General features: G+C 63.5%; 23 protein-coding genes and 4 tRNA genes. 5 read left to right on the top strand and 22 right to left on the bottom strand.

The genetic code is table 11. The features are described from left to right. Position 1 precedes the first annotated feature (1 nt). The 6 genes from ASH04_RS04015 to ASH04_RS03990 all read right to left on the bottom strand — a co-directional run bounded on the left by ASH04_RS04015 (position 2) and on the right by ASH04_RS03990 (position 5,239). The gene (locus ASH04_RS04015; protein ID WP_032365269.1) at positions 2–796 is read right to left on the bottom strand and encodes an MlaE family ABC transporter permease; all 795 of its coding nucleotides are present in this window, start codon (positions 794–796) and stop codon (positions 2–4) included. Between the two features lie 5 nt (positions 797–801). After that, positions 802–1,971, bottom strand: coding sequence for an ATP-binding cassette domain-containing protein (locus ASH04_RS04010; RefSeq protein ID WP_200937268.1), 1,170 nt, complete (start codon positions 1,969–1,971; stop codon positions 802–804). Between the two features lie 489 nt (positions 1,972–2,460). After that, on the bottom strand, positions 2,461–2,847 hold the full coding sequence (rplL, locus tag ASH04_RS04005; RefSeq protein ID WP_032365267.1) for a 50S ribosomal protein L7/L12: 387 nt from the start codon (positions 2,845–2,847) through the stop codon (positions 2,461–2,463). A gap of 81 nt (positions 2,848–2,928) precedes the next feature. Next, a complete protein-coding gene (gene rplJ, locus ASH04_RS04000; protein WP_032365266.1) occupies positions 2,929–3,510 on the bottom strand; it encodes a 50S ribosomal protein L10 in 582 nt (193 codons plus the stop codon). 332 nt (positions 3,511–3,842) lie between these two features. Then, a complete protein-coding gene (locus ASH04_RS03995; protein ID WP_052053114.1) occupies positions 3,843–4,274 on the bottom strand; it encodes a class F sortase in 432 nt (143 codons plus the stop codon). Between the two features lie 197 nt (positions 4,275–4,471). Next, complete coding sequence (locus ASH04_RS03990) at positions 4,472–5,239, bottom strand: CHRD domain-containing protein (RefSeq protein ID WP_032369727.1); 768 nt, start codon at positions 5,237–5,239, stop codon at positions 4,472–4,474. Between the two features lie 143 nt (positions 5,240–5,382). Here ASH04_RS03990 and ASH04_RS03985 point away from each other — a divergent pair, with 143 nt between their 5' ends. Together ASH04_RS03985 and ASH04_RS03980 are read left to right on the top strand one after the other, a co-directional pair. Next, on the top strand, positions 5,383–5,916 hold the full coding sequence (locus ASH04_RS03985) for an RNA polymerase sigma factor (protein WP_230073282.1): 534 nt from the start codon (positions 5,383–5,385) through the stop codon (positions 5,914–5,916). Further along, on the top strand, positions 5,913–6,683 hold the full coding sequence (locus ASH04_RS03980; RefSeq protein ID WP_057472771.1) for an anti-sigma factor domain-containing protein: 771 nt from the start codon (positions 5,913–5,915) through the stop codon (positions 6,681–6,683). The genes ASH04_RS03985 and ASH04_RS03980 overlap by 4 nt, the downstream gene beginning before the upstream one ends. On the opposite strand, the gene ASH04_RS03975 is transcribed toward ASH04_RS03980, so the two are convergent. Genes ASH04_RS03975 through ASH04_RS03955 form a run of 5 tightly spaced genes read right to left on the bottom strand, consistent with a single transcriptional unit; the run spans position 6,665 to position 12,293 of the window. Further along, complete coding sequence (locus ASH04_RS03975) at positions 6,665–8,959, bottom strand: MMPL family transporter (RefSeq protein ID WP_057472770.1); 2,295 nt, start codon at positions 8,957–8,959, stop codon at positions 6,665–6,667. The genes ASH04_RS03980 and ASH04_RS03975 overlap by 19 nt on opposite strands. Further along, a complete protein-coding gene (locus tag ASH04_RS03970; RefSeq protein ID WP_057472769.1) occupies positions 8,956–10,122 on the bottom strand; it encodes a hypothetical protein in 1,167 nt (388 codons plus the stop codon). Before ASH04_RS03970 ends, ASH04_RS03975 begins: the two co-directional genes overlap by 4 nt. Further along, positions 10,119–10,859: a phosphatidylserine decarboxylase gene (locus ASH04_RS03965; RefSeq protein WP_057472768.1), complete on the bottom strand. Its 741-nt coding sequence runs from the start codon at positions 10,857–10,859 to the stop codon at positions 10,119–10,121. Before ASH04_RS03965 ends, ASH04_RS03970 begins: the two co-directional genes overlap by 4 nt. Continuing rightward, a complete protein-coding gene (locus tag ASH04_RS03960; RefSeq protein ID WP_057472767.1) occupies positions 10,859–11,056 on the bottom strand; it encodes a hypothetical protein in 198 nt (65 codons plus the stop codon). Before ASH04_RS03960 ends, ASH04_RS03965 begins: the two co-directional genes overlap by 1 nt. A 1-nt stretch (position 11,057) precedes the next feature. Then, positions 11,058–12,293 (bottom strand): SDR family oxidoreductase, encoded by a 1,236-nt coding sequence (locus ASH04_RS03955; RefSeq protein WP_057472766.1) that lies wholly within the window; start codon positions 12,291–12,293, stop codon positions 11,058–11,060. 236 nt (positions 12,294–12,529) lie between these two features. Here ASH04_RS03955 and ASH04_RS03950 point away from each other — a divergent pair, with 236 nt between their 5' ends. Continuing rightward, complete coding sequence (locus tag ASH04_RS03950; protein WP_057472765.1) at positions 12,530–14,476, top strand: CocE/NonD family hydrolase; 1,947 nt, start codon at positions 12,530–12,532, stop codon at positions 14,474–14,476. A 10-nt stretch (positions 14,477–14,486) separates the two neighbouring features. Further along, on the top strand, positions 14,487–15,398 hold the full coding sequence (locus ASH04_RS03945; protein ID WP_057472764.1) for an alpha/beta fold hydrolase: 912 nt from the start codon (positions 14,487–14,489) through the stop codon (positions 15,396–15,398). 71 nt (positions 15,399–15,469) lie between these two features. Here the strand turns inward: ASH04_RS03945 and rplA are convergent, their stop codons facing one another. The 11 genes from rplA to ASH04_RS03890 all read right to left on the bottom strand — a co-directional run bounded on the left by rplA (position 15,470) and on the right by ASH04_RS03890 (position 20,168). Further along, on the bottom strand, positions 15,470–16,189 hold the full coding sequence (gene rplA, locus ASH04_RS03940) for a 50S ribosomal protein L1 (RefSeq protein ID WP_027498276.1): 720 nt from the start codon (positions 16,187–16,189) through the stop codon (positions 15,470–15,472). An 83-nt stretch (positions 16,190–16,272) separates the two neighbouring features. Continuing rightward, on the bottom strand, positions 16,273–16,707 hold the full coding sequence (rplK, locus tag ASH04_RS03935; protein WP_008713829.1) for a 50S ribosomal protein L11: 435 nt from the start codon (positions 16,705–16,707) through the stop codon (positions 16,273–16,275). A gap of 65 nt (positions 16,708–16,772) precedes the next feature. After that, entirely contained in the window at positions 16,773–17,609 is an 837-nt protein-coding gene (gene nusG, locus ASH04_RS03930) for a transcription termination/antitermination protein NusG (RefSeq protein ID WP_032365254.1), read from the bottom strand. A 64-nt stretch (positions 17,610–17,673) separates the two neighbouring features. Then, positions 17,674–18,135, bottom strand: a complete 462-nt coding sequence (gene secE / locus ASH04_RS03925; protein ID WP_057472931.1) for a preprotein translocase subunit SecE — start codon at positions 18,133–18,135, stop codon at positions 17,674–17,676. Between the two features lie 30 nt (positions 18,136–18,165). After that, positions 18,166–18,238 (bottom strand) — tRNA-Trp (locus tag ASH04_RS03920). A 190-nt stretch (positions 18,239–18,428) separates the two neighbouring features. Beyond that, positions 18,429–18,854 carry a (3R)-hydroxyacyl-ACP dehydratase subunit HadB gene (gene hadB / locus ASH04_RS03915; protein ID WP_057472763.1) on the bottom strand — a complete coding sequence of 142 codons (426 nt, stop codon included), beginning with the start codon at positions 18,852–18,854 and terminating at the stop codon, positions 18,429–18,431. Further along, positions 18,841–19,353: a (3R)-hydroxyacyl-ACP dehydratase subunit HadA gene (hadA, locus tag ASH04_RS03910; RefSeq protein WP_048316186.1), complete on the bottom strand. Its 513-nt coding sequence runs from the start codon at positions 19,351–19,353 to the stop codon at positions 18,841–18,843. Before hadA ends, hadB begins: the two co-directional genes overlap by 14 nt. Before the next feature lie 91 nt (positions 19,354–19,444). Beyond that, positions 19,445–19,612, bottom strand: a complete 168-nt coding sequence (rpmG, locus tag ASH04_RS03905) for a 50S ribosomal protein L33 (RefSeq protein ID WP_027498281.1) — start codon at positions 19,610–19,612, stop codon at positions 19,445–19,447. A gap of 81 nt (positions 19,613–19,693) precedes the next feature. Next, positions 19,694–19,766, bottom strand: a tRNA-Met gene (locus tag ASH04_RS03900). A gap of 63 nt (positions 19,767–19,829) precedes the next feature. Further along, a tRNA-Thr gene (locus ASH04_RS03895) sits at positions 19,830–19,902 on the bottom strand. Between the two features lie 183 nt (positions 19,903–20,085). Then, positions 20,086–20,168: transfer RNA gene (locus ASH04_RS03890), tRNA-Tyr, on the bottom strand. Positions 20,169–20,343: 175 nt separating this feature from the next. Here ASH04_RS03890 and ASH04_RS03885 point away from each other — a divergent pair. Then, positions 20,344–20,844 (top strand): YajQ family cyclic di-GMP-binding protein, encoded by a 501-nt coding sequence (locus tag ASH04_RS03885; RefSeq protein ID WP_027498282.1) that lies wholly within the window; start codon positions 20,344–20,346, stop codon positions 20,842–20,844. The last annotated feature ends 58 nt before the right edge of the window (positions 20,845–20,902 follow it).

The raw sequence follows: 20,902 nt of genomic DNA, 5'->3' as shown, positions 1-20,902 counted from the left end.
GTTACGCTCCCTTCGCTGGTACGACCTGGAGGTAGACCAGGGTGAGAATGAGGTTGGCGAAGAACAGCAGCAGGAACGTGATGACAACCGTCTGGTTCACAGCTTCACCGACACCCTTGGGGCCGGGGTTGGGATTCAGGCCCTTGTACGACGCGATGATGCCGGCGATGAGACCGAAGATCGCCGCTTTCGCTTCTGCGACATACAGATCGGGTAGCTGAGCCAACGCGGAGAACGACGCCAGGTAGGCACCGGGGGTACCACCCTGCAGGATCACGTTGAAGAAGTAGCCACCGACGATGCCGACGACCGAGACGAGTCCGTTGAGCAGCAGCGCCACGAGGATCATGGCCAGCACTCGCGGAACGACGAGGCGGTGAACCGGATCGATTCCCAGTACACGCATCGCGTCGATCTCCTCGCGAATGGTGCGAGAACCGAGGTCGGCGGTGACGGCAGAACCGGCCGCACCGGCCACCAAGAGGGCGGTCACGATCGGACTGCCCTGCTGGATGACGGCGAGCACGCTGGCAGCACCGGTGAACGATTCGGCACCGAGCTGCTTGATCAGCGAACCGGTCTGCAGCGATACGACCGCGCCGAACGGAATGGCGACCAGAGCCGTCGGCAGAATCGTCACGCTGGCGATGAACCAGGCCTGCTCGATGAACTCACGGAACTGGAACGGCCTACGAAAGGTGTTTCGGACCACCTCGACGAACAGTTCGACGATATTGCCCGCTTGTGTCAGAGCGGCGTTCGCGGGCGCGAACGCGGACTTCTTCGATCCCCCCATGTCTGCTATTGACCCCGACCTTGTGTTGGAGCTTGGTAGCCCTGCTGATCATGTTCTTGGTCGTAGCCTTGCTGGCTGTACCCCTGTTGGTCGTAGCCCTGCTGGCTGTAACCCTGTTGGTCGTAGCTCTGCTGGTCGTAACCCTGCTGGTCGTAGCCCTGCTGGTCTGCGTACGCCGGGTAACGCTGCCCCGAGTCGGTGCTGTCGAGGCTCTCCTGGATCGCGACCTGAGCGCTGTGCGGCAGGGTGTGCATGATCTGGCGCACCCGCTCCTGCCTGCGTCCGACGGCCTGGCGCACCGGCGTACCCGGGGTGGCCTTCATCTGCGGCACGATGCCTTCGACGTCGTCGACGCCACCGGCGTGGTGACCGGCGTCGACCATGGCCTGCTCCTGCGCCATCTGCGCCTCGTCCTTCTCTTCCGACATTCCGATCGGCCCGATCATCGTGCCGTTCAGGAATTGCTTGACCACCGGCTCGTCACTGGTGAGCAGCACCTCACGGGGGCCGAACATGACCAGCTGACGACGGAACAGCATGCCGATGTTGTCGGGGACCGTTCGAGCCAGATTGATGTTGTGCGAGACGATGAGGATCGTGGCATCGATGTTGGCGTTGATGTCGATCAATGTCTGCGAAATGTACGTCGTACGAACAGGATCGAGGCCGGAGTCCGGCTCGTCGACGAGAATGATCTCCGGGTCCAGCACCAGCGCGCGGGCGAGGCCGGCACGCTTGCGCATACCACCGGAGATCTCACCGGGCAGCTTGTCCTCGGCACCGAGCAGACCCGTCAGTTCGAGCTTCTCCATGACGATCTTGCGAATGTCGGACTCGGACTTCTTGGTGTGCTCGCGAAGCGGGAAGGCGACGTTGTCGTAGAGGTTCATCGAGCCGAACAGGGCACCGTCCTGGAAGAGCACTCCGAACAGCTTGCGGATCTCGTAGAGCTCACGCGAGGAGCACTGCAGGATGTCGGTTCCGTCGATGAAAATCTTGCCCTGCTCGGGGCGAAGGAGACCGATCAGCGACTTGAGGAAGACCGACTTACCGGTACCGGAAGGACCGAGCAATGCACTGACTTCACCCTTCGGCAGAGTCAACGTCACGTCCTGCCAAATCTTCTGTACACCGAAAGACTTGGTCAATCCTTCGACCGAAACCTCGACTCCCACGCTGACCTCCACAATTCATACACATCGACCCGGATGTGGGTTGCGTCACTGTATCCCATGCACGTGTCCGCTCCGACACAGGAGCTTACCGCCCAGTAAGAACTTCCCCGAGTCAGGCTGTAGAGCTTGCATCAGTGTGGCTCATCTCACGCGAGCCGGTCGGGAAGTCGCCCGAACTGTGACAAGTCCCTGCCGTCGGATTCTGTGACAAGACACAACTGCACCCGGCCGAGACCATTCGGAAAGCTTCGGACTTCGGCGTTCACGAGTAAACAGTGACGCGTTGCCGATGTCCCGGGATCGAGAAGACTCCGTGATCGGTCACAACGCAGCGCGATGCGATCCGCATCGAACACAGGAGAAGGCTCCATCGAACGCAGGAGCAGCCCTCCCCCGAACACAGAAAAGGGCCGCCCTCACCGAAGTGAGGACGGCCCCTTCTGTGCGCTCGATGTTGAGAGCGCGAAGTACGACTGCAGTGAAGCGGTCTTACTTGACGGAGATCTTTGCGCCGGCAGCTTCCAGCTTCTCCTTGGCAGCCTCGGCTGCATCCTTGGCGACCTTCTCCAGGATTGCCTTCGGAGCGCTCTCGACGAGGTCCTTGGCTTCCTTCAGGCCGAGGCCGGAGACGACCTCACGGACGACCTTGATGACCTGGATCTTCTTGTCGCCGGCCGACTCGAGAACGACATCGAACTCGTCCTGCTCTTCGGCTGCCTCAGCCGGAGCGCCTGCTCCGCCTGCTGCTGCAACTGCGACGGGAGCAGCTGCGGTGACCTCGAAGGTCTCCTCGAATGCCTTCACGAACTCGCTGAGCTCGAGGAGGGTGAGCTCCTTGAACTGGTCGAGCAATTCTTCGGTGCTGAGCTTCGCCATGGTGGCGGTCCTTCCTGTAAGTACCTGGCCGCTGATCCGCGACATGGTGTTGGTGTGGAGCTGTTCGCTAATGCCAGCGGATCAGCTTTCGGCGGGAGCTTCCGCCGGTGCTTCTGCTTCTGCAGGGGCCTCGGCTGCGGCAGGTTCGCCGGCAGCCTTCTTCTCCTGCAACGCGAACGCCAAGCGGGCGAACTGCGATGCGGGAGCGTTGAACAGGCCTGCAGCCTTCGACAAGTTGCCCTTCATGGCGCCGGCGAGCTTGGCCAACAGGATCTCGCGAGACTCGAGGTCTGCGATCTTGTTGATCTCGTCCACGGACAGCGTTGCGCCGTCCATGTAGCCGCCCTTGATGATCAAGGCCTTGTTGTCCTTCGCGAAGGCCTTGATGGCCTTCGCAGCGTCGACCGGCTCGCCCTTGATGAATGCAATGGCGGTCGGTCCGACGAACAAGTCGTCGAGGCCGGTGATGCCGGCATCGGCAGCTGCGCGCTTGACCAGGGTGTTCTTGGCGACGGAGTACGTGGCACCTTCGCCGAGCGCACGCCGGAGCTGAGTCAGACCGGAAACCGACAGGCCACGGTATTCCGTGACGACGGCAGCCGTCGAACCCTTGAACTGGTCGGTGATCTCCGAAACTGCGGAGACCTTTTCGGGCTTTGCCATACTTCGCCTCCTCTCGTGGGAAGTTGTGTCGATCGCGAGAGGGCCGGAAAACGACGAACGCCCCGGTGCAGGAAGCACACGGGGCGTGAACAAGTGGCAGCCGAAGCTGCACGACAGGTTCCCTACCGCGTTCTCCTGCGTGGGCCGTCCGAAGCGATCTCGGACCTTCAACCGCACACCTGTCAGGAAATTTCCCTCGAGAAGGCGGTGACCAACGGTCTTGGGTAGAACTTGATTGGGCGGAACGAAAGAAATGCACGCACTGCGAGCACATTCCTTCTGGACCGTCGACCAGGCTACAACACCTCGGGGGTCAACTCCAAAACGATCGGCTACTGCCGCACCCCGTAGACGACCAGGTTGCGTTCGTAACTGCCCACGGTCGCATCGAAATCGCCCGAACAGGTGATCAACCGGATCTCGTCGCCGGGCACCGCGCCGAACACCGACGCCGTCGGGAAGTCCGCCTTGCCGTGGTCGCCGATGCGCTCGATCCGATAGTCCGCTCGGCCACCTGCTTCGTCGCCGACCGTGACGATATCGCCCGGGTTCAGATCCGACAGCCGATCGAACACCGCAGGCCCGGTAGTCGAGTCGACATGCCCGGCGAACACCGTCGGACTGCCGATCCCACCGGGTCGGCCACCGCCGGTGAACCACCCGACGTCGTCGTAGTCGGTGGGTACCTCCATCTCGCCGCTGTCGGCAATACCCAGGCCGACGAGCCCCTCGTCGAGCGCGATGGCAGGAATGCTCAGGCGCATCGGGATCGGCCGATCCCCCACTACGCCGGACAGTTCGGGCGAGGGCACGGGCACGGGCGACGAAGAGGACACCGTCGGGGCCGGCTCAGGTTGTGACGACGGTGGCGGCGGTGGCGACGCACCACATCCCGTCACCACCGCCGTCAGAACCGCAGCCGTCAGAACCGCGGCCGCGAGTGCAGCCCGCGTGGGGAGCTTCAGCTCTGCACCCCGCGGGTGCGCCGTGCCACCAACGTCACGCCCGCGACAGCCATCGCGCCGAGGGCTACCGCGCCGACGACGGGAGCTGCGGAACCGGTCGCCGAATCGGATGCCGCGGCGAGCGCCGCGCCGCCACCTCCGGTTGCTACCGATCCGACCGGAATCCGGGTCAGCTGTCCTCGGACCGCTCCGGCCGAGAAGTCGACGGTGTGGGTGTCGGCCGCGAAGCCTGCTGGGTCGGCTTCGATCCGGTCCAACGTGAATCCGGTACCGCTGTCTGCATCGGCACCGGCCGGGGTCAGACCGGTGGTGAACGGACCCTGCATGCAGCCGTTGCTGTTGCGCGGGCCGTCCCCGACGGGGGTCGGGTTCGGGAACGCGAGGCGCGGCGGTCCCGCTGCACCTGCTGCGGCCTGGTGGATATGAGTAGCCGTCTTGGCCGGGCTCATGTAGTCACCTGTCACACCGTTCAGCGAGATGTCGTAGCAGATGATGTCGAGGTCGGAATTGATCCGCAGCGTGAAGGTGCCCATCGCGCCCGGCTGACCCGGAGTGGCCACGCCGTCACCGTTCAGAACCTGATCGGGCGTGGCCATCGCGGTGAATGCGCTGGTGAAACTGTCCGGTTCGGCGACCGGGGTGTCGGCAGCGGCCGGGCCCGCCGAGAACAGCAGCAGCGCCGCCGCGGTGGCCGTACCGCCGACGAGTGCCGTGGCGGATCTACGAACGGACGCCGCCCGGCGTGTAGTGGAACGTGTGATCATCTCGTGTGCCTTCCATGAAAGTATCGGGCAGGCGAGCCCGTACACGGTGTACGACGGTCGGCGCGTAGATGTTCAAATATCAGTAAAGAAATATTCCAGTCTTGGATATGAACGCCTGCGGGGCCGCAGACGTAATCACTGTCATGAGCATCGGGAGCGTGATCGAGCTGAACTTCGATGTCGCGGCCGCATACGACCAGCACGCGTCGGAGATGCTCGGTTACGCCGTCAATGCCCTCCGCGATCGAGCCCTCGCCGAGGATTGTGTGCAGGAGACGTTCCTGCGGGCCTGGCGGGCCAGAGCGCGCTTCGACCCGAGCCGAGGTTCACTTCGCACGTGGCTCTTCGCGATCGAGCGAAACGTCATCGTCGATCTCGTTCGGTCCCAGGCGAGAGTGCCTGCGACGACATCGGACCGGCCCGACGAGCACGAACGCGGACCGAGCGCCGTCACTCGCGACACCACCGCCGACACCGACGAGCGGCTCCGCATCATCGCGGCACTGGCACAGCTCTCGCCCGACCACCGCGAGGTCGTCGTGGCCGTGCACGTATCCGGAAGCAGCTACGCCGAACTGTCGGAATCGACCGGAGTGCCGGTACGCACGCTCCGCACCCGCGCCTTCTACGCCCTGAAGGCACTACGCAGAAACCTCGACAGAAAGGAGGACCGATGACAGCCTCACCCAATCGGCGAGCAGAGCTGATCGCTGCAGCAGTCGGCGACGATCTCGACGATGCCGAAGCCGACGAACTTCGCGCGCTGGCCGCGTCGGACCCCACGGTCGACACCGAGATCGCTGCACTGCGCGCGACGACGGAGCAGCTCGAACGCCGGGGCCCGAACCTGCCGTGGCTCGACTCGACTCCGCCGCCCGGACTCCGCGAGCGAATCCTGGCCGCCACCCAGAACGCCGACAACACCGAGAACACGGTTGCCCCTGAGCGTTCGGACAGCTCCGGATTGCAGCCGGTCGCCAGGCCGCGGTTCGGGGTCAGAAACGGGTCGGCCGGGTTGGCCGCTGCCGCAGCGCTCGTCGGTGTCGTCGTCGGCAGTGCAGCAGTACTGGGCATCGACGCATACCGCTCCGAGCCCGGTGAACCCCAGGTCGTGGTCACCGGACCACCAGGAACTCTCGGGGCCTACGAGGAAATATCGTTCACCACCAGCGGACCGACTGTCGACGTCGAAGGCGGTCTCGTCGCCCACACGTGGGGAACGGAAACCGTCCTCGAAATGGACGGCGTCTCCGACGGCGGTCCGTACGACGTCGTTCTCGTCGACCGATCGGGCGTCGACCGGCCGTCCGGCACGTTCCTCGGCAGCACCGTCACCATCGAGTGCCGGATGAATGCCGCCGTCCTGCGCGGCGACGTCGCCGAGATCGAGATCAGGGGTTCGGACGGAGTCGTACTCGCGTCGGCTCAGGTGCCGTCTGCCTGAACGCTTGTCTCGGAACGCAATCCGGGCCACCAGTTTCGCTCGCCGAACAGCTTCATCATCGCCGGCACCATCATCATGCGCACCAGAACCGCGTCGAACAAAACGGCGACAGCGAGCGCGAACCCGAACTGTTGGAGTTCGAGGACATCGGCAGTGAGGAAGCTGGCGAACACGGCGATCATGATCGCGGCCGCAGCAGTGATCGGCCTGGCGGTGTGCTCGAGGCCGTCGACAATCGCGGTGTCGTTGGCGCTGGTGTCGTTGGCACTGGTGTCGTTGGCACTGGCGTTGTTCACGCTGTGTCGGTTGCGATGTGAGACGAACACCTCGCGCATCCGGCCGATGAGAAACACCTCGTAATCCATCGAGAGACCGAAGACCACGGCGAACACGGTGACGGGCAGATACACCTGGATGTAACCCGGACTGTCGAACCCGAGTAGCGACGATCCCCATCCCCACTGGAACACCGCCACCGTCGCACCCAACGCCGCGCCGGTGACGAGCACATTCATGGCGACCGCCTTGATCGGAATCACCACGCTCCGAAAGACGATGCCCAGGTACACCAGCGAGAATGCCAGCACCGCGAACACGACCCACAGGAATTTGCTCGAAATCTCCTGGGAGGCATCGACGACGAGGGCGGTGGTTCCGCCGACCGATACGGTGGTGCCGTCGCGGTCTGCGGCAACAACTGCCTGCGACCGGATCGACGCGACCAGGTCGGAGGCCTCGGTCGAGTCGATCGGCACCGCGGGCACCACGATCAGCAGCGTGCGGCCGGAGTCCTGTTGCACCAGGGCGTAATCGACGCGACCGTCGGCTCGGATGTCGTCGGCGAAGGCCGCGACCGTGGCCGCCTGCGCCGGTTCGAGGGGACGGTCACCGCTGCCGGTGAAAACGACGGTGATCGGCGAAATCGTTCCAGGAGCGAACTTCTCGGTGAGGACCGTGTTGGCCCGGCCGCTCGGCTCCGCGGCAAGGGCGTCGGCTCCGAGGTCCACCCCGTACTGGATGGTCCCGATCGGCACCAGGGCGGCCAGCAGCACGGCTGCGGTGACGGCCGTGTAGCGCCACGGGCGTTCGATGACGTGTCGCGCCCACCGTGACCACCACGTGGGTATCGCGGCATCGTGCTCACCGACCGCCGGAGGCTGAAACCTCTGCGGTAGCGACAGTGTCGAGATTCGCGGGCCGAGGACCGCGAGAATTGCCGGTAGCAGCGTCCAGGCCACCACGACGACGCACGCCACCGTCAGCGCTACGACGAACGAAATACTCTGCACGGCAGGAACATCGACGATCGCCAGAGCACCGAGCGAAATGAGTACGACCAGACCGGAGATGACGATCGTGTGGCCCGCCGTTCCCATCGCGGCCCCGACGGCCGCATTCGTACGCCCCTGACCCGTGGCGTCCCCCGGCAGCGTGGTGCGGTCCATTTCCTCTCGAAATCGGCTGACGATGAAGAGCGCGTAATCGATGCCCAGACCGAGACCGAACATCGACGCCACCGTCGTCACGAGGACATCGAAGGTCATGACGTGCGAGAGCAGCGAGAACACTCCGAACGCCGCCAACACTCCGATGCCCGTGGTGACGAGCGGCACGATGCCGGCGACCACGGATCCGAGAGCCAGGATCAACAGCACGAATGCCAGTGGTAGGCCGATACTTTCGGCCCGGACAGCGTCCTCGGACTCGACTTTGGTCAGATCGACGGTCATCGGCGAGTATCCGGTGACCGCCACGTCGATACCACCGTCGGATGCCCCGTCGATCAGCATCTGCAGTCGTTCTGCTGTCGCTATCCGGTCACGAGGGTCGCCGCCGACACCGACGAAAGCCAGTGCCGACGTTCCGTCCTCGGAGATCTGGGGCACGAATCCGGCCGTCTCGTAGGGATCGACGACCCGCAGCACATCCGGGGATTGCCGCAGCGCAGAGACGGTCTCGCCAACGCGTTCGCGGAAAGCGGGATCTGCGACGCGGACCCGATCCGACGTGAACGTGACGACGAGCTGCTCGGACCCGAACGAGGAGAAGTGCTGTTCGACGAGCGCGTCGGCGCGACTCGATTCGGTACCGGGGACGGAGAAGTTGGCTCCCACCAACGAGTTCTGCAGTGCCGGATAGAGCGCAGCAGAACCCACCGCGATCAGCAGCCAGACGGCCAGCACGAGCCACCTGTGACGGCCGACCGTTTGCCCCCAGCGGTCACCGATGCCGAGCCTGGTCTGCGCACGGTCGAGCACCACCGTCCGATCGATCATGGCCGAGGCAGCTCGAGATCGCGGTTGTAGATGCGGTACGTCCGGTGCGGAGTCTGCTCCATGCGGGTCAGCACCGATCCCTTCATCCAGGGGCTGTCGTCGAGCACCGGCGCTGCCTCCACCCGGGTGTAGCCGAGATCGCGCATCCGCACCGACAACTCCATGATCAGCAACGACGACACCGCGCGATCGGGGCAGTCCGGATCGACGAACAGCATGTCCACCCGCACCCCGTCGATGACGTCCGTTCGGCTCGGCTTCTTGACGTGCCACAGCGTCACCAGGTCTCGCAGCCACCGCGACTTCAGGTGCGCGGCCTTGGCCGCGGCCTGATTGACGTCCGGGATACCCATCAGAAATCCGACGGGCTTGCCGTCCAGCTCGGCCAGCAGGGTGAGCCGTCGATCGAGGACCGGGAGCATCATCCTCAGCAACTCGAACAGTTCCACGAACGACAGCGGTGAGAAACCCCAGAAGTTCACGAACGTCTTGTTGTAGAGATCGCGCACGATGCGCGCGTCGCGGCGAACCGTTCGGTACTTCATCGAGCGGAACGTCACTTCCGAACGCGCCTTGATCTTCTCGAAGATCTGCATGTGCCGCGCATATTCGGGGCGGTTGTAGATCACGCACGGGTCGTCGAACAGGTAGCTGTAGAAGTCCTTGATTCCCACGAGCCCCCACTTCTCGAAATGGGCTGCGTAGTAGAGAGGGTTGTGCGGCATGCCCACCAACGGAAGGGCGGGCTCGTCGTCGACGACGATGCCCGCGCTGTAGAACATCGACGGACCGAAAGGCCCGGACATCGCTCCGAGCCCACGCGCGGCAAGCCACGCCGCCGCGGCGTCGAGCAGGCCGGTGGCGACCTCGTGATCGTCGACGGCCTCGTAGAACCCGAAGAAGCCGATGGATTCACCGGTGTACTGGGTGAAGCTCGTGTCGTGGATGGCCACGACTCGGCCGACGACGACCCCGTTCTCGCGTGCGAGGAAGGCCGCGATATCGCGGGTCGACGCGATGGCGACCGGCGGCGAAATCAGGATCCGATCGAGATCCATGGGTTCGTCGGGCAATCGGTACGGATCACCCTGGTAGACGAGATCGGAGACAGCCTTGAATTCGTTCCAGTCCTGGGTGGACTCGACCCGGTCGACAGTGATCATCGTTCCTTCTCACATGAAGTGTTGTCTGCCACCGGGATCGGTGAGCGGGCGACGACGCTCTCCCCCGCGAACACGTACTGGCCCGGTCGGACGGTGATGGTTTCGGCGAGAGCGTCGGGGACGAACACGTCGCACTGAGACCCGAAGCGGATCATCCCGTACTGCTCGCCGCGTTCGACGGTGTCGCCGACGGCGACGTGCGCGACGATCCGGTCGACCCACAGGTCCGCTATCTGTGTCACCGTCACCACCGACCCCGACGAATGTTCGATGGAGATGGTGAGCCGCTCGTTGCTCAGTATGTAGTCGCACCCCTCGTCGTACGGGGTGCGCCGCGTCAACAGGTTCGCTCCCACTCGCGCCATCGACTTGTTGAACGGTGCCGCGGAGCGATGACGCCGCATACCGATGGTGCCCGAGATCGGAATCCTGTTGCGGTGCACGGAGTATTCGGACATGTAGATCCCGACGAGGTATCCGCTCTCGGTCGCTGCCACACCCGCGATCTCGTCGAGCGGAATGGTTCTGCCCTTCTTGACGGCGAATGCCGTCGAACCCGCGTCGACGCGTTTGACGTACGTGACGAACCCGTCGGCGGGTGCCACCACCGACTGCGGATCGGCCGGCGGAACGCGATGCGGGTCTCGGAAGAAGAACCGGGTGCGCCAGTACAGGAACACCCCGAACGGTGCCGCCACGGCGACACCCACACCGACGAGTGCTCGCCCGAGCGACATCAGAGATGTCGCTGTTCGTCGATGCTCTCCGACCAGGTCACGAACGCGTCCGCTGCCCGGTGTCGCAGCGCACCGGGCAGCAGCCCGATAGCTGCACACACGACGTAGAAGCCAACGGAGAGAACGGCATTGGTGACCTCGTGGCCGAGGGAGAGTTCCCGCAACCGCGCCGAGGTCGGCTCGAATCCGTCTGCCACGTCAGTTGACGACAGGGGTGAGCGTCTTGAGCTGGGCCTTTTCGAAGTACAGCTCGAAGAGCCTGCGGTGATCGCACCAGGAGGTGTCGTGGTCGACGGGCAGGATGGCCTCGGGCTTGTGCACCAGCCGCATGAGCTTGTCGATGTTGTCGGCGAGCATGGTCTCGGCGAACCGAGGAGAGATACGGACGCTGACGCGTTCGACGAACTCGTCCCAGCTCACCAGGTCGAGGCCGAGGAGCTCGGCATACAGATCGTGTCTGTAACCGGTCGGGTTACTGGGCAACAATCGGGTGAGCGGGTGGCTCCGCAGTGCGTTTCCGGCCATGACGTCGCACATCACGTCCACCGGGACGTAGTTCATTCCCGGCCCGTCCCAGATCGCGCCGGCGGCGATCGCCAACTCCACGATGCGCCAGAAGCTGTAGACGCGGCCCGGATCGAGGCCCAGGTCGGTACTGCCGAGGATGTAGGGGGCCTCGGCCAGGGTGACCGAATACGTGTCCGACATCGACAACCACCCGAGCAAGGTGGCGTTGACCCACTTCATCTGGGCGTACCCGGAGTACCACCACGAGTCGGGACGACGGAAGTCCTCGGGCTTCTGATAGAGATGCGCGCCGATGCTGCCGACGTAGGTCAGATGCTTACGGGCCGAGGTGATGCTGAATTCGAGGATGCGCAGCACGCTGACGAACCAGTCGTCCCGCAGCTCGGCGTAGCTCTCGGTGTAGTCGGTCGAGCTGGCGCAGTTGAAGATCTGGCCCACACCGGCGGCCAGTTCGAAGTACCCGGCCTTGTCCAGACCGAAGCGGAACGAGGTCGGCGTGCCTTCGACGATCCGAATCTTGTCTGCATCGACCGTGATCTCGTACTGATCGAACGTGCGCTGGAGTCGCTCGATAGCCGACTCCTCCTCGGTGGGTCGAACCACGGCGTACACGACGTCGACGGCGGAGTCCCGGGTGAGACGGCCGATCAGATGCGCGCCGAGAAACCCGTTCGCTCCGAACACGAGCGCAGTGTCGGTACGCGGTGGTGCCATGCTCGCGACGCGGCGACGAGTCTCCTCGTCGATGAACGGCCGCAGCGCGGTGGGATCGCCGTTGCTGAGGGCAACGACATCGGCGTACTTGCCGGCAAAGCGTAGCCCCGGGCATTCGCTGGTGATCAGTGCGTCCGCGTGCGGCCAGATAGGCCGTTGCGATCCGTCTCCGAACAGTGCTTCTACGTGCATTCGTACTCCCCTGCAACGGTCGGTGTCCCACATCACTCGGACGGGCAGACGTTAACAACGCAGCGAGCGTCGTAGTCGCTGGTTTCGAAAGTCTGGTACGCCCCACAGCAACGCTCAACCGGCGTTGAGAATGTTCCCAACAAAACACAGAACTGAAGCCGTCTCGTTGGAGCACACCACGACCGATTCGCGTTCCACAGGACAAAGAGGGTCGTTCGAAGGTCTAATCGTTCTCCATGACCGCCGTCGAGCCCCACCCCCTCCTGAGACCCCCGCGCGACCCCAGCGGCGGCGAGGCCGCGCAGGCCTGGACAGCGATCACGGCGCAGGCTCCGCAGTACCCACGAGTGTCCGTCTCGGCCGACGTGCGCATTCCGATGAGCGACGGAGCGGCCCTACGCGCATACGTCTTCCGCCCTGCCGATGCGTCCGGGCAGCCGGTACCGGGGACGTTCCCGACGGTCCTGAACCTGACGCCCTACAACAAGCTGCTGATCAAAGGCATCGATACGATCCTCGAAACACCGATACTCGGCCGAGCCATCAGGAAGTTCTCGTCGGCGTTCGACCTGACCGGTACCGCGTTCGACGGCATCACCGAAATCACCCGTGTGGTCGCGGGCGGAGCCGCGGATCTGTTGTCGGTCAACCGCCACCTCGTTCGTAGCGGGTACGTCCAGATGATCGTCGACGTTCGAGGAACCGGAAGCTCCACCGGCACCTGGGACGTGCTGGGCACCCGAGAACAACTGGACTCGATCGAAGTGATCGAGTGGGCGCGCCGGCAATACTGGTGCAACGGCAGAATCGGTATGGCAGGCATCTCGTACTCTGCGATCAACGCACTGCAGGCGGCGGCCAAGAGACCCGACGGGCTCGACGCGATATTCGCCGTCGAAGGTTCGGTGGACATCGTTCGCGAGATCTTCGCAACCGGAGGCGCGACCTCGGCGTTCATTCCCCTGTGGCTCGCTGCTGTCAACGGACTCAAATGGGCACCTGCGGTGAGAGGAATCGATACCGTCGCCTGGCTTCGCGATCGCGTCCGTTCACCTGCGACCGACCTGTTCGATCTGGCCAAAGGCTTTGTCGCGGGCAATGATCCACGAATCTACGACGACCCGTACTACGACACCATCGACGCCGTCATCGAGGACATCACCGCACCGACCTTTCTCTACGGCTGCTGGCACGACATCTTCGGCAGCTCCGCCCCGGACATCTACAACCGACTCGCTCTCGAACGCGGCTCCAAACAACTACTCGTCGGCGACGGCTACCACGTCAATCCCGGAATCGGCTTCGGCGAACCGGGATTCCCACCACGACTGGACGTACTCGAGCGAGCGTGGTTCGACAGGTGGCTGTGCGACATCGACAACGGAATCGAGAACTACGGGCCGGTCACCCTCCGACAACAGGGCGGCAATTGGACTGCGCACGGCCGCTTTCCGGCTCCCCAGGCACTGTCGCGCAGGCTGTATCTGTCGGCCGAAGCGTCGAACACCGCCGCCCACGCCGCCGGCGACGGCAGCCTCGCCTCCGAGCCGTCCACGTCGTCCGGCGTGCTGACCGTACGTCCGTCCCTGCGTGCCGTCGTATCCCGGGACACCACACAGGTTCTCGCCGGTGTCACGGCTCTACTGGGCGGCGGCTTCACATACGACAACCGATTCGCCGAAAGTGCCGCCGCCACGTTCACCACCGAACCCGCCCGCGCGGACGCCGTGCTGTCGGGGCCGATGAACCTGCATCTGCGCGTGATCTGCCATGCCCGAGAAGCATTGTGGGCGATCATGATCTGCGACGTCGCCCCCGACGGTAAGTCGACCGTGCTGAGCAACGGGGCGTTGCTCGCGTCTCGCCGAGCCGTGGACGACGAGCGATCACTGTTCGCACCGAACGGCGACTACACCCGGCCGTACCACCCGCTCACCAAGGCCGCTGTGCTGCCGGTACCCGTCGGGCAGCCCATCACACTCGACATCGACATTCTCGGCACCGAAGCTGTGATCGCGACGGGTCATCGCCTCCGGGTGGCCGTATTCGCCACCGACGCACCACGGTTCATCCCCATCCTGCCGGACCTCGTTCGCACTCGACTGAAACCGCAGGACATCGCGATCGACCCACACGATCCCAGTTACCTGGTGGTTCCGGTGCTGGGCGCCCCCGACTGGTAGGAACGAGAACATGAGAATCGAACAAGGCATCGCGCCGTCGAACTCCATCGACATCGCGTACGAGGACATGGGTTCGGTCGACGACCCCGCCGTACTGCTGATCATGGGTCTGTCCGCGCAGCTGACGCTGTGGCCCATGGACTTCTGCACGCGTCTCGTCGACGCCGGCTATCGGGTGATCCGCATCGACAACCGCGACATCGGGCTGTCGACGAAGATGACGGGCAGGAAGGTGCACGGCTGGCAGATTCTTCGGCTCCTCCGGCACGAACTGGGAATGTCGTCGGACGTCCCGTACACGATCGTCGACATGGCCGCCGATGCGGTCGGCGTACTCGACCACCTCGACATCGACTCCGCGCACGTCGTCGGCGCTTCGATGGGCGGCATGATCACGCAGGTGTTCGCCGGTAGCTACCCGCAGCGAACCAAGTCCGTGTCCATTCTGTTCTCGAGCACCAACGAGGCATTCCTACCACCGCCGGATCCCCGGGCACTACTGCCGTTGATCGGTGGCGTCGGCAAGGACGCCACGAAGGACGAGATCATCGCGCATTCGGCGAAGACGCTGTCCACGATCGGCTCCCCCGGGTTCCGGACCCCGCTCGAGGAACAGCTCGAGATCGCCCAGGTGATGTACGAACGCAACTACAACCCGTCCGGAGTCATTCGGCAGATGGCGGCCATCACCGGTACCGGCAGCCTCAAGCCCTACGCACAGAAGATCGACGCACCGACGACCGTCATCCACGGGACCGCGGACCGACTGGTGCGGCCGGCCTGTGGCAAGGCCATCGCCCGGGCGGTTCCCGGCGCGGAGCTGACCCTCATCGAGGGCATGGCACACGACATGCCGGCCGCGTTGCTCGACCGGATCAGCGGCCTCGTGCTGGCCAACTTCGCTCGCGCGAACGCAGCCTAGATCTCGGCAGGACAGAACGACGAAGGCCGGCCTCCCACAGGGAGACCGGCCTTCGTTCGGAACTGAAGAAATTACGCGTTCGCGTCATCCTCAAGGAGGTTGCGAGTGCGATTGGGATCGACCTGGACGCCGGGTCCGGTGGTGGTCGAAACGGTGACCTTCTTGACGTAGCGACCCTTCGCCGACGACGGCTTCGCACGCAGGATCTCGTCCAGTGCGGCACCGTAGTTCTCGACCAGCTTGGTCTCGTCGAACGAGGCCTTGCCGATGACGAAGTGCAGGTTGGCCTGCTTGTCGACGCGGAAGTTGATCTTTCCGCCCTTGATGTCGTTGACGGCCTTGGTCACATCGTTGGTGACCGTGCCCGTCTTCGGGTTCGGCATCAGGCCACGCGGTCCGAGGACACGGGCGATGCGGCCGACCTTGGCCATCTGATCGGGGGTCGCGATAGCGGCGTCGAAGTCCAGGAATCCGCCCTGGATGCGCTCGATCAGATCTTCTGCACCGACGACGTCGGCTCCTGCTGCCTCGGCTTCAGCAGCCTTCTCACCAGCGGCGAAAACAATAACCCGAGCGGTCTTGCCGGTGCCGTGGGGAAGGTTGACGGTGCCGCGCACCATCTGGTCTGCCTTGCGGGGGTCGACGCCGAGTCGCACTGCGACCTCGACGGTGGGGTCGAACTTGCTCGACGCGGTCTCCTTGGCCAGCTTGGCGGCTTCCAGAGGCGAGTAGAGGTTGTCCTGGTCGATCTTGGCGGCCTGCTCGAGGTAGGCCTTACTGCGCTTTGCCATGTCTTACTGTCCTTCGTTCGAGTTCAGAGTGGTTGACGAGCCTGGCCGGCTCTCCCACGTGTGATGCCTGGAGAGGCTGAAAATCAGCCTTCGACCGTGATGCCCATCGAGCGAGCAGTGCCGGCGATGATCTTCGCGGCCTGATCGATGTCGTTGGCGTTGAGGTCTTCCTGCTTGGTCTTGGCGATCTCGCGCACCTGATCCATGGTCACCTTGGCGACCTTGGTCTTGTGCGGCTCGCCGGAGCCCTTCGCCACGCCTGCAGCCTTGAGCAGCAGTTTGGCGGCGGGAGGAGTCTTCAGCTTGAAGTCGAACGTACGGTCCTCGTAGACCGAGATCTCGACGGGCACGACATTGCCGCGCTGCGACTCGGTCGCGGCGTTGTACGCCTTGCAGAACTCCATGATGTTGACGCCGTGCTGGCCCAGTGCGGGGCCGACGGGCGGTGCCGGGTTGGCGGCGCCGGCCTGGATCTGAAGCTTGATGATCCCGGCTAGCTTCTTCTTCTTCGGGGGCATGTCTTGTTTCCTTGTATTCGCTCGGGTTTCTTGCGGTTGCTACTGCAAGTCTGTGCGGTCGGCTTCTAGATCTTGGAGACCTGGGTGAAGCCGAGCTCGACCGGGGTTTCACGGCCGAAGATCGATACCAGCACCTTGAGCTTCTGCTGCTCTGCGTTGACCTCGCTGATGCTGGCCGGGAGGGTCGCGAACGGGCCGTCCATGACGGTGACCGACTCGCCGACCTCGAAGTCGACCTCGATGGTGGGCTTCGACGTGGTCTCGCTGCCCTGCTCGGCAGTGCCTGCGGCCGCTTTCGCGTCCTTCTTGGCACCTTCCTGAGGCATGAGGAACTTGACGACCTCGTTGATGGTCAGCGGCGACGGACGTGACGTCGCGCCGACGAAACCGGTGACGCCGGGAGTGTTGCGAACCGCACCCCAGGACTCGTCGTTCAGTTCCATGCGGACCAGGATGTAGCCGGGCAGAACCTTGCGGTTGACCTGCTTTCGCTGGCCGTTCTTGATCTCGGTGACCTCTTCGGTGGGAACTTCCACCTGGAAGATGTAGTCACCGACGTCGAGGTTCTGCACACGGGTCTCGAGGTTGGCCTTGACCTTGTTCTCGTATCCGGCGTAGCTGTGAATGACGTACCAGTCACCGGGAGCGCGGCGCAGAGCCGCCTTCATCTCGGCAACGGGGTCTTCGGGCTCTGCAGTGACGTCGACGTCAGCGGTGACCTCGGATGTCTCGTCACCTTCGGCGGGAACGTCGTCCCCGGCGGCAGCGGCGACGTCGGCCTTGATTGCTTCGTCCGTCTCGCGGTCCTGAGCGGCCTGCTCCGCTTCGAGGCCCTGCTTGGTCGCCTCGACATCGGCGTCGAATGCGGCCACTTCGGTGGCGTCGTTGTGCGGCGTGCTCACGTCAGCACCCTTTCTCTAGTTCCTGCTCGGTTCGATCGTCGAAAGTCACGGCAACTGCGTTCGGTCAACCGAACAGCCAGCCGACGCCCTTGATGAACAGCAGATCGAGGCCACTGATGAACGCGACCATGAACGCCAGGAAGACGAGCACGACGGTGGTGTAGGTGACCATCTGCTTCTTGTTCGGCCAGATGACCTTCCGAAGCTCGGCGACGACCTCGCGGAAGAACTGCAGCAGACGCAGAAACACATTCGGCCGCTTGTCGAGCTTGGCCTTGCCGGATCGAGCCTTGCCCGGAGTGGCCTTCGCGGGCGCGGCCTTCGTCATCGACACGCCGGCGGCGCTGCCACGGGACCTGCCGGACGCACGCTTGCCGGTGGGAGCCACTGCGCCTGCAGCGGCATCATCTGCGGTTGTGTCAGCATCGGAGAGACGGCCCTCGGAGCCAGGTGCGACGTCGTCTGGAGCCGAGGAGTTCTCGAACTCCTCCGATCGACCGTCGCGCTTACCGCGCTCCTCGCTCACGTCGTTCCTCTCAGTTGCTGACACCTTGGGCAGGGGCGACAGGACTTGAACCTGCAACCTACGGTTTTGGAGACCGTTGCTCTACCAATTGAGCTACGCCCCTTCGGCCGAAAACTTCTCGGCCGCTCTGGTGTCCACCCGACGCATTCACGCGAACCCACACAACCTCCGAGGAGGACGCGGGCAGCGCACAGCGCTGGATTACCCCAGAAATCTCAGTGTACTGCACACCCTTCGGAACAGATAAATCCCGTCGTTCCGGCAGCTCGGTGGCCGTCCGGATCGACCCATCATCAGGCCAAGCGAACCGTAGCGGTCGCTCGTCCGAAAATCTTCTTGCCCTCGAACTTCGCCACGATAGCGATGACGGCAGTTCTCTCGTCCGCATCCACCGACTTGATCTTGCCGGAGAACTCGACCGCAGCCGCGGAGTCCTCGGACACGTAGACCGAGCTGGTGAAGCGAACGTTGTATTCGGTGACCGCACCGGGATCACCCAGCCACGACGTGACGAACCCGGCACCGAGGCCCATCGTCAGCATGCCGTGCGCGATCACGTTGTCCAGGCCGGCCAGGCGAACGACCTCGTCGCTCCAGTGAATCGGGTTCGGATCTCCCGACACACCCGAGTAGTTCACCAGATCGCCGCGCGTGAGCATGACCACTCGCTCCGGCAACTCGTATCCGACGGAGACGTCGTCGAAGCTACGAAGCGCCATGCATGATCACTTCCTTGACCGCGTGCGCGATGTTCTCGTCGACCTCGCCGCCGGTACGCGCGACGATGGTCGTCCACGTCGTCTGCACGACCTCGCCGTTCTGGTCGGTGACGATGTTCTTGGTGGTCATGATGTCGCTGCCACTCATCTGCCGGAACGACTCGAGGTGCACATCGCACACCAGTCGATCGCCGACCTGAATCGGGCGGTGAAATTGCAGCCGCTGATCGGTCTGCAGAATCTGGCTCGGGTCGTACCCGGTGATGACCTCTTTGAACATCCGCGTCTGCGCGATGATGCCGACCAGCGAAATGAAGGTCAAGGGCGCGAGGAGACCGTCGTAACCGAGGCCCTTCGCTGCGTCCTCGTCGTGATGCGCGGGATGGAAGTCCTGGACCGCACGCGCGTACTCACGGACCTTTTCGCGGCCGACCTCGTAGAAGTCGTCGACGCGGTAATGAAAACCGACCATGGACGCCGCGTGAGCGGATACATCCATGGCCGGAATTTCAGATGATGCCGCAGCATCGTGTGGTGCTTGTGACACGGTGGAAACGACCTTTTCTACCCTTACAGAAGGGCAGTTGGACCTAGCGAGACTCGCGGTGCGCCCGGTGCGTGCCGCAGTTGGAGCAGAACTTCTTCAGCTCGATGCGGTCGGGATCGTTCCGACGGTTCTTCTTGGTGATGTAGTTGCGGTGCTTGCAAACCTCGCAGGCCAAGGTGATCTTGGGCCGCACATCGGTGGAGGAGGCCACTGGACGCCTACTTTCGGGTAAATCTGATCTGGGTCAATCAGGACTGTTCATGCGTGCTACTTGCCGTGCTTGCCTACTGTGTAGCGGTGACCGGACTTGAACCGGCGACGCAACGATTATGAGTCGTTTGCTCTACCAACTGAGCTACACCGCCTCAGGTGCTCATCGTCCACCATCCCACGAACGGGAGCGCGACGTCGAGCCATCCAATCCAGCGAGCCCCCTAACGGAATCGAACCGTTGACCTTTTCCTTACCATGGAAACGCTCTACCGACTGAGCTAAGGGGGCGGGTGACTACGGGAACTCTCGTTCCGCAGGCTCCACCTCAGAACACGAACAAGCCGTGCGCTGAAGCCTTCAAGAGGTTACACATTCCGAGCACCGACTGCCAAATTGCGAGGTCAGCGGCCCTGATATGTCCTCTTCACATGGAAACCCCAGCGAGAAAATTTCTCGCCGGGGTTCCAGGTGTGGCAGATGTAGGATTCGAACCTACGTAGGCATAAGCCGACGGATTTACAGTCCGCTCCCATTGGCCGCTCGGGCAATCTGCCGTGCTGCGATCGAAGTCCGTGCTGGTCTTCGGCGCGGTGAGAAGAATACAACGAACGTCCCCCCGGAACGCAAACCGGGTGGATACGGTCGGTAGCGGGCCGATAAAGTCCCAACGGGATGTGGACCGACACCACCGCAGAAACAAATTTTCGATTCGACTGGAGAGTGTGAGAAGTGGCTGATTCGTCCTTCGACGTAGTGAGCAAAGTCGACCGGCAGGAAGTGGACAACGCTCTCGGACAGGCCGCGAAGGAGCTGGCGACCCGCTTCGACTTCCGAGGATCGGACACCAGCATCGAGTGGTCCGGCAGTGGCGAGTCCGAGACCATCGTCATCACGTCCGAATCCGAGGAGAAGGTCAAGGCAGCTCTGGACGTCTTCAAGGAGAAACTGATCCGACGCGACGTATCGCTCAAGGCTTTCGAGACCAACGACCCGGCCGCGTCCGGCAAGGTCTACAAGGTCACCGGCAAACTCGTGCAAGGCATCAGCACCGAGAACGCCAAGAAGATCTCCAAGAAGATCCGCGACGACGGCCCCAAGGGCGTCAAAGCGCAGATCCAGGGCGACGAGCTGCGCGTGAGCAGCAAGAAGCGCGACGACCTGCAGGCAATCCAACAGTTGCTCAAGAACGAGGACTTCGGCATCGCCCTGCAGTTCGTCAACTACCGGTAGAGCGCCGCATGTGAGTGGAACCTCGTAGCAGACTACGAAGTTCCACTCACATGCCGCA

The sequence above is a fragment of the Rhodococcus sp. Leaf233 genome, assembly GCF_001426165.1.
GTDB lineage: Bacteria > Actinomycetota > Actinomycetes > Mycobacteriales > Mycobacteriaceae > Rhodococcoides > Rhodococcoides fascians.
The sequence above is the reverse complement of the archived record's forward strand: the minus strand, read 5'-3'. Positions and strand labels throughout refer to the sequence as shown.

What these genes read in the sequence shown, in the direction of transcription:
- rplA (WP_027498276.1), bottom strand. Translation starts at nt 16,189, where the DNA reads ATGGCAAAGCGCAGTAAGGCCTACCTCGAGCAGGCCGCCAAGATCGAC.
- ASH04_RS03945 (WP_057472764.1), top strand. Translation starts at nt 14,487, where the DNA reads ATGAGAATCGAACAAGGCATCGCGCCGTCGAACTCCATCGACATCGCG.
- rplJ (WP_032365266.1), bottom strand. Translation starts at nt 3,510, where the DNA reads ATGGCAAAGCCCGAAAAGGTCTCCGCAGTTTCGGAGATCACCGACCAG.
- ASH04_RS03970 (WP_057472769.1), bottom strand. Translation starts at nt 10,122, where the DNA reads ATGATCACTGTCGACCGGGTCGAGTCCACCCAGGACTGGAACGAATTC.
- ASH04_RS04015 (WP_032365269.1), bottom strand. Translation starts at nt 796, where the DNA reads ATGGGGGGATCGAAGAAGTCCGCGTTCGCGCCCGCGAACGCCGCTCTG.
- rplL (WP_032365267.1), bottom strand. Translation starts at nt 2,847, where the DNA reads ATGGCGAAGCTCAGCACCGAAGAATTGCTCGACCAGTTCAAGGAGCTC.
- ASH04_RS03990 (WP_032369727.1), bottom strand. Translation starts at nt 5,239, where the DNA reads ATGATCACACGTTCCACTACACGCCGGGCGGCGTCCGTTCGTAGATCC.
- hadA (WP_048316186.1), bottom strand. Translation starts at nt 19,353, where the DNA reads ATGGATGTATCCGCTCACGCGGCGTCCATGGTCGGTTTTCATTACCGC.
- ASH04_RS03950 (WP_057472765.1), top strand. Translation starts at nt 12,530, where the DNA reads ATGACCGCCGTCGAGCCCCACCCCCTCCTGAGACCCCCGCGCGACCCC.
- ASH04_RS03975 (WP_057472770.1), bottom strand. Translation starts at nt 8,959, where the DNA reads ATGATCGATCGGACGGTGGTGCTCGACCGTGCGCAGACCAGGCTCGGC.
- ASH04_RS03955 (WP_057472766.1), bottom strand. Translation starts at nt 12,293, where the DNA reads ATGCACGTAGAAGCACTGTTCGGAGACGGATCGCAACGGCCTATCTGG.
- ASH04_RS03980 (WP_057472771.1), top strand. Translation starts at nt 5,913, where the DNA reads ATGACAGCCTCACCCAATCGGCGAGCAGAGCTGATCGCTGCAGCAGTC.
- hadB (WP_057472763.1), bottom strand. Translation starts at nt 18,854, where the DNA reads ATGGCGCTTCGTAGCTTCGACGACGTCTCCGTCGGATACGAGTTGCCG.
- ASH04_RS03965 (WP_057472768.1), bottom strand. Translation starts at nt 10,859, where the DNA reads ATGTCGCTCGGGCGAGCACTCGTCGGTGTGGGTGTCGCCGTGGCGGCA.
- rplK (WP_008713829.1), bottom strand. Translation starts at nt 16,707, where the DNA reads ATGCCCCCGAAGAAGAAGAAGCTAGCCGGGATCATCAAGCTTCAGATC.
- ASH04_RS03995 (WP_052053114.1), bottom strand. Translation starts at nt 4,274, where the DNA reads ATGCGCCTGAGCATTCCTGCCATCGCGCTCGACGAGGGGCTCGTCGGC.
- ASH04_RS03985 (WP_230073282.1), top strand. Translation starts at nt 5,383, where the DNA reads ATGAGCATCGGGAGCGTGATCGAGCTGAACTTCGATGTCGCGGCCGCA.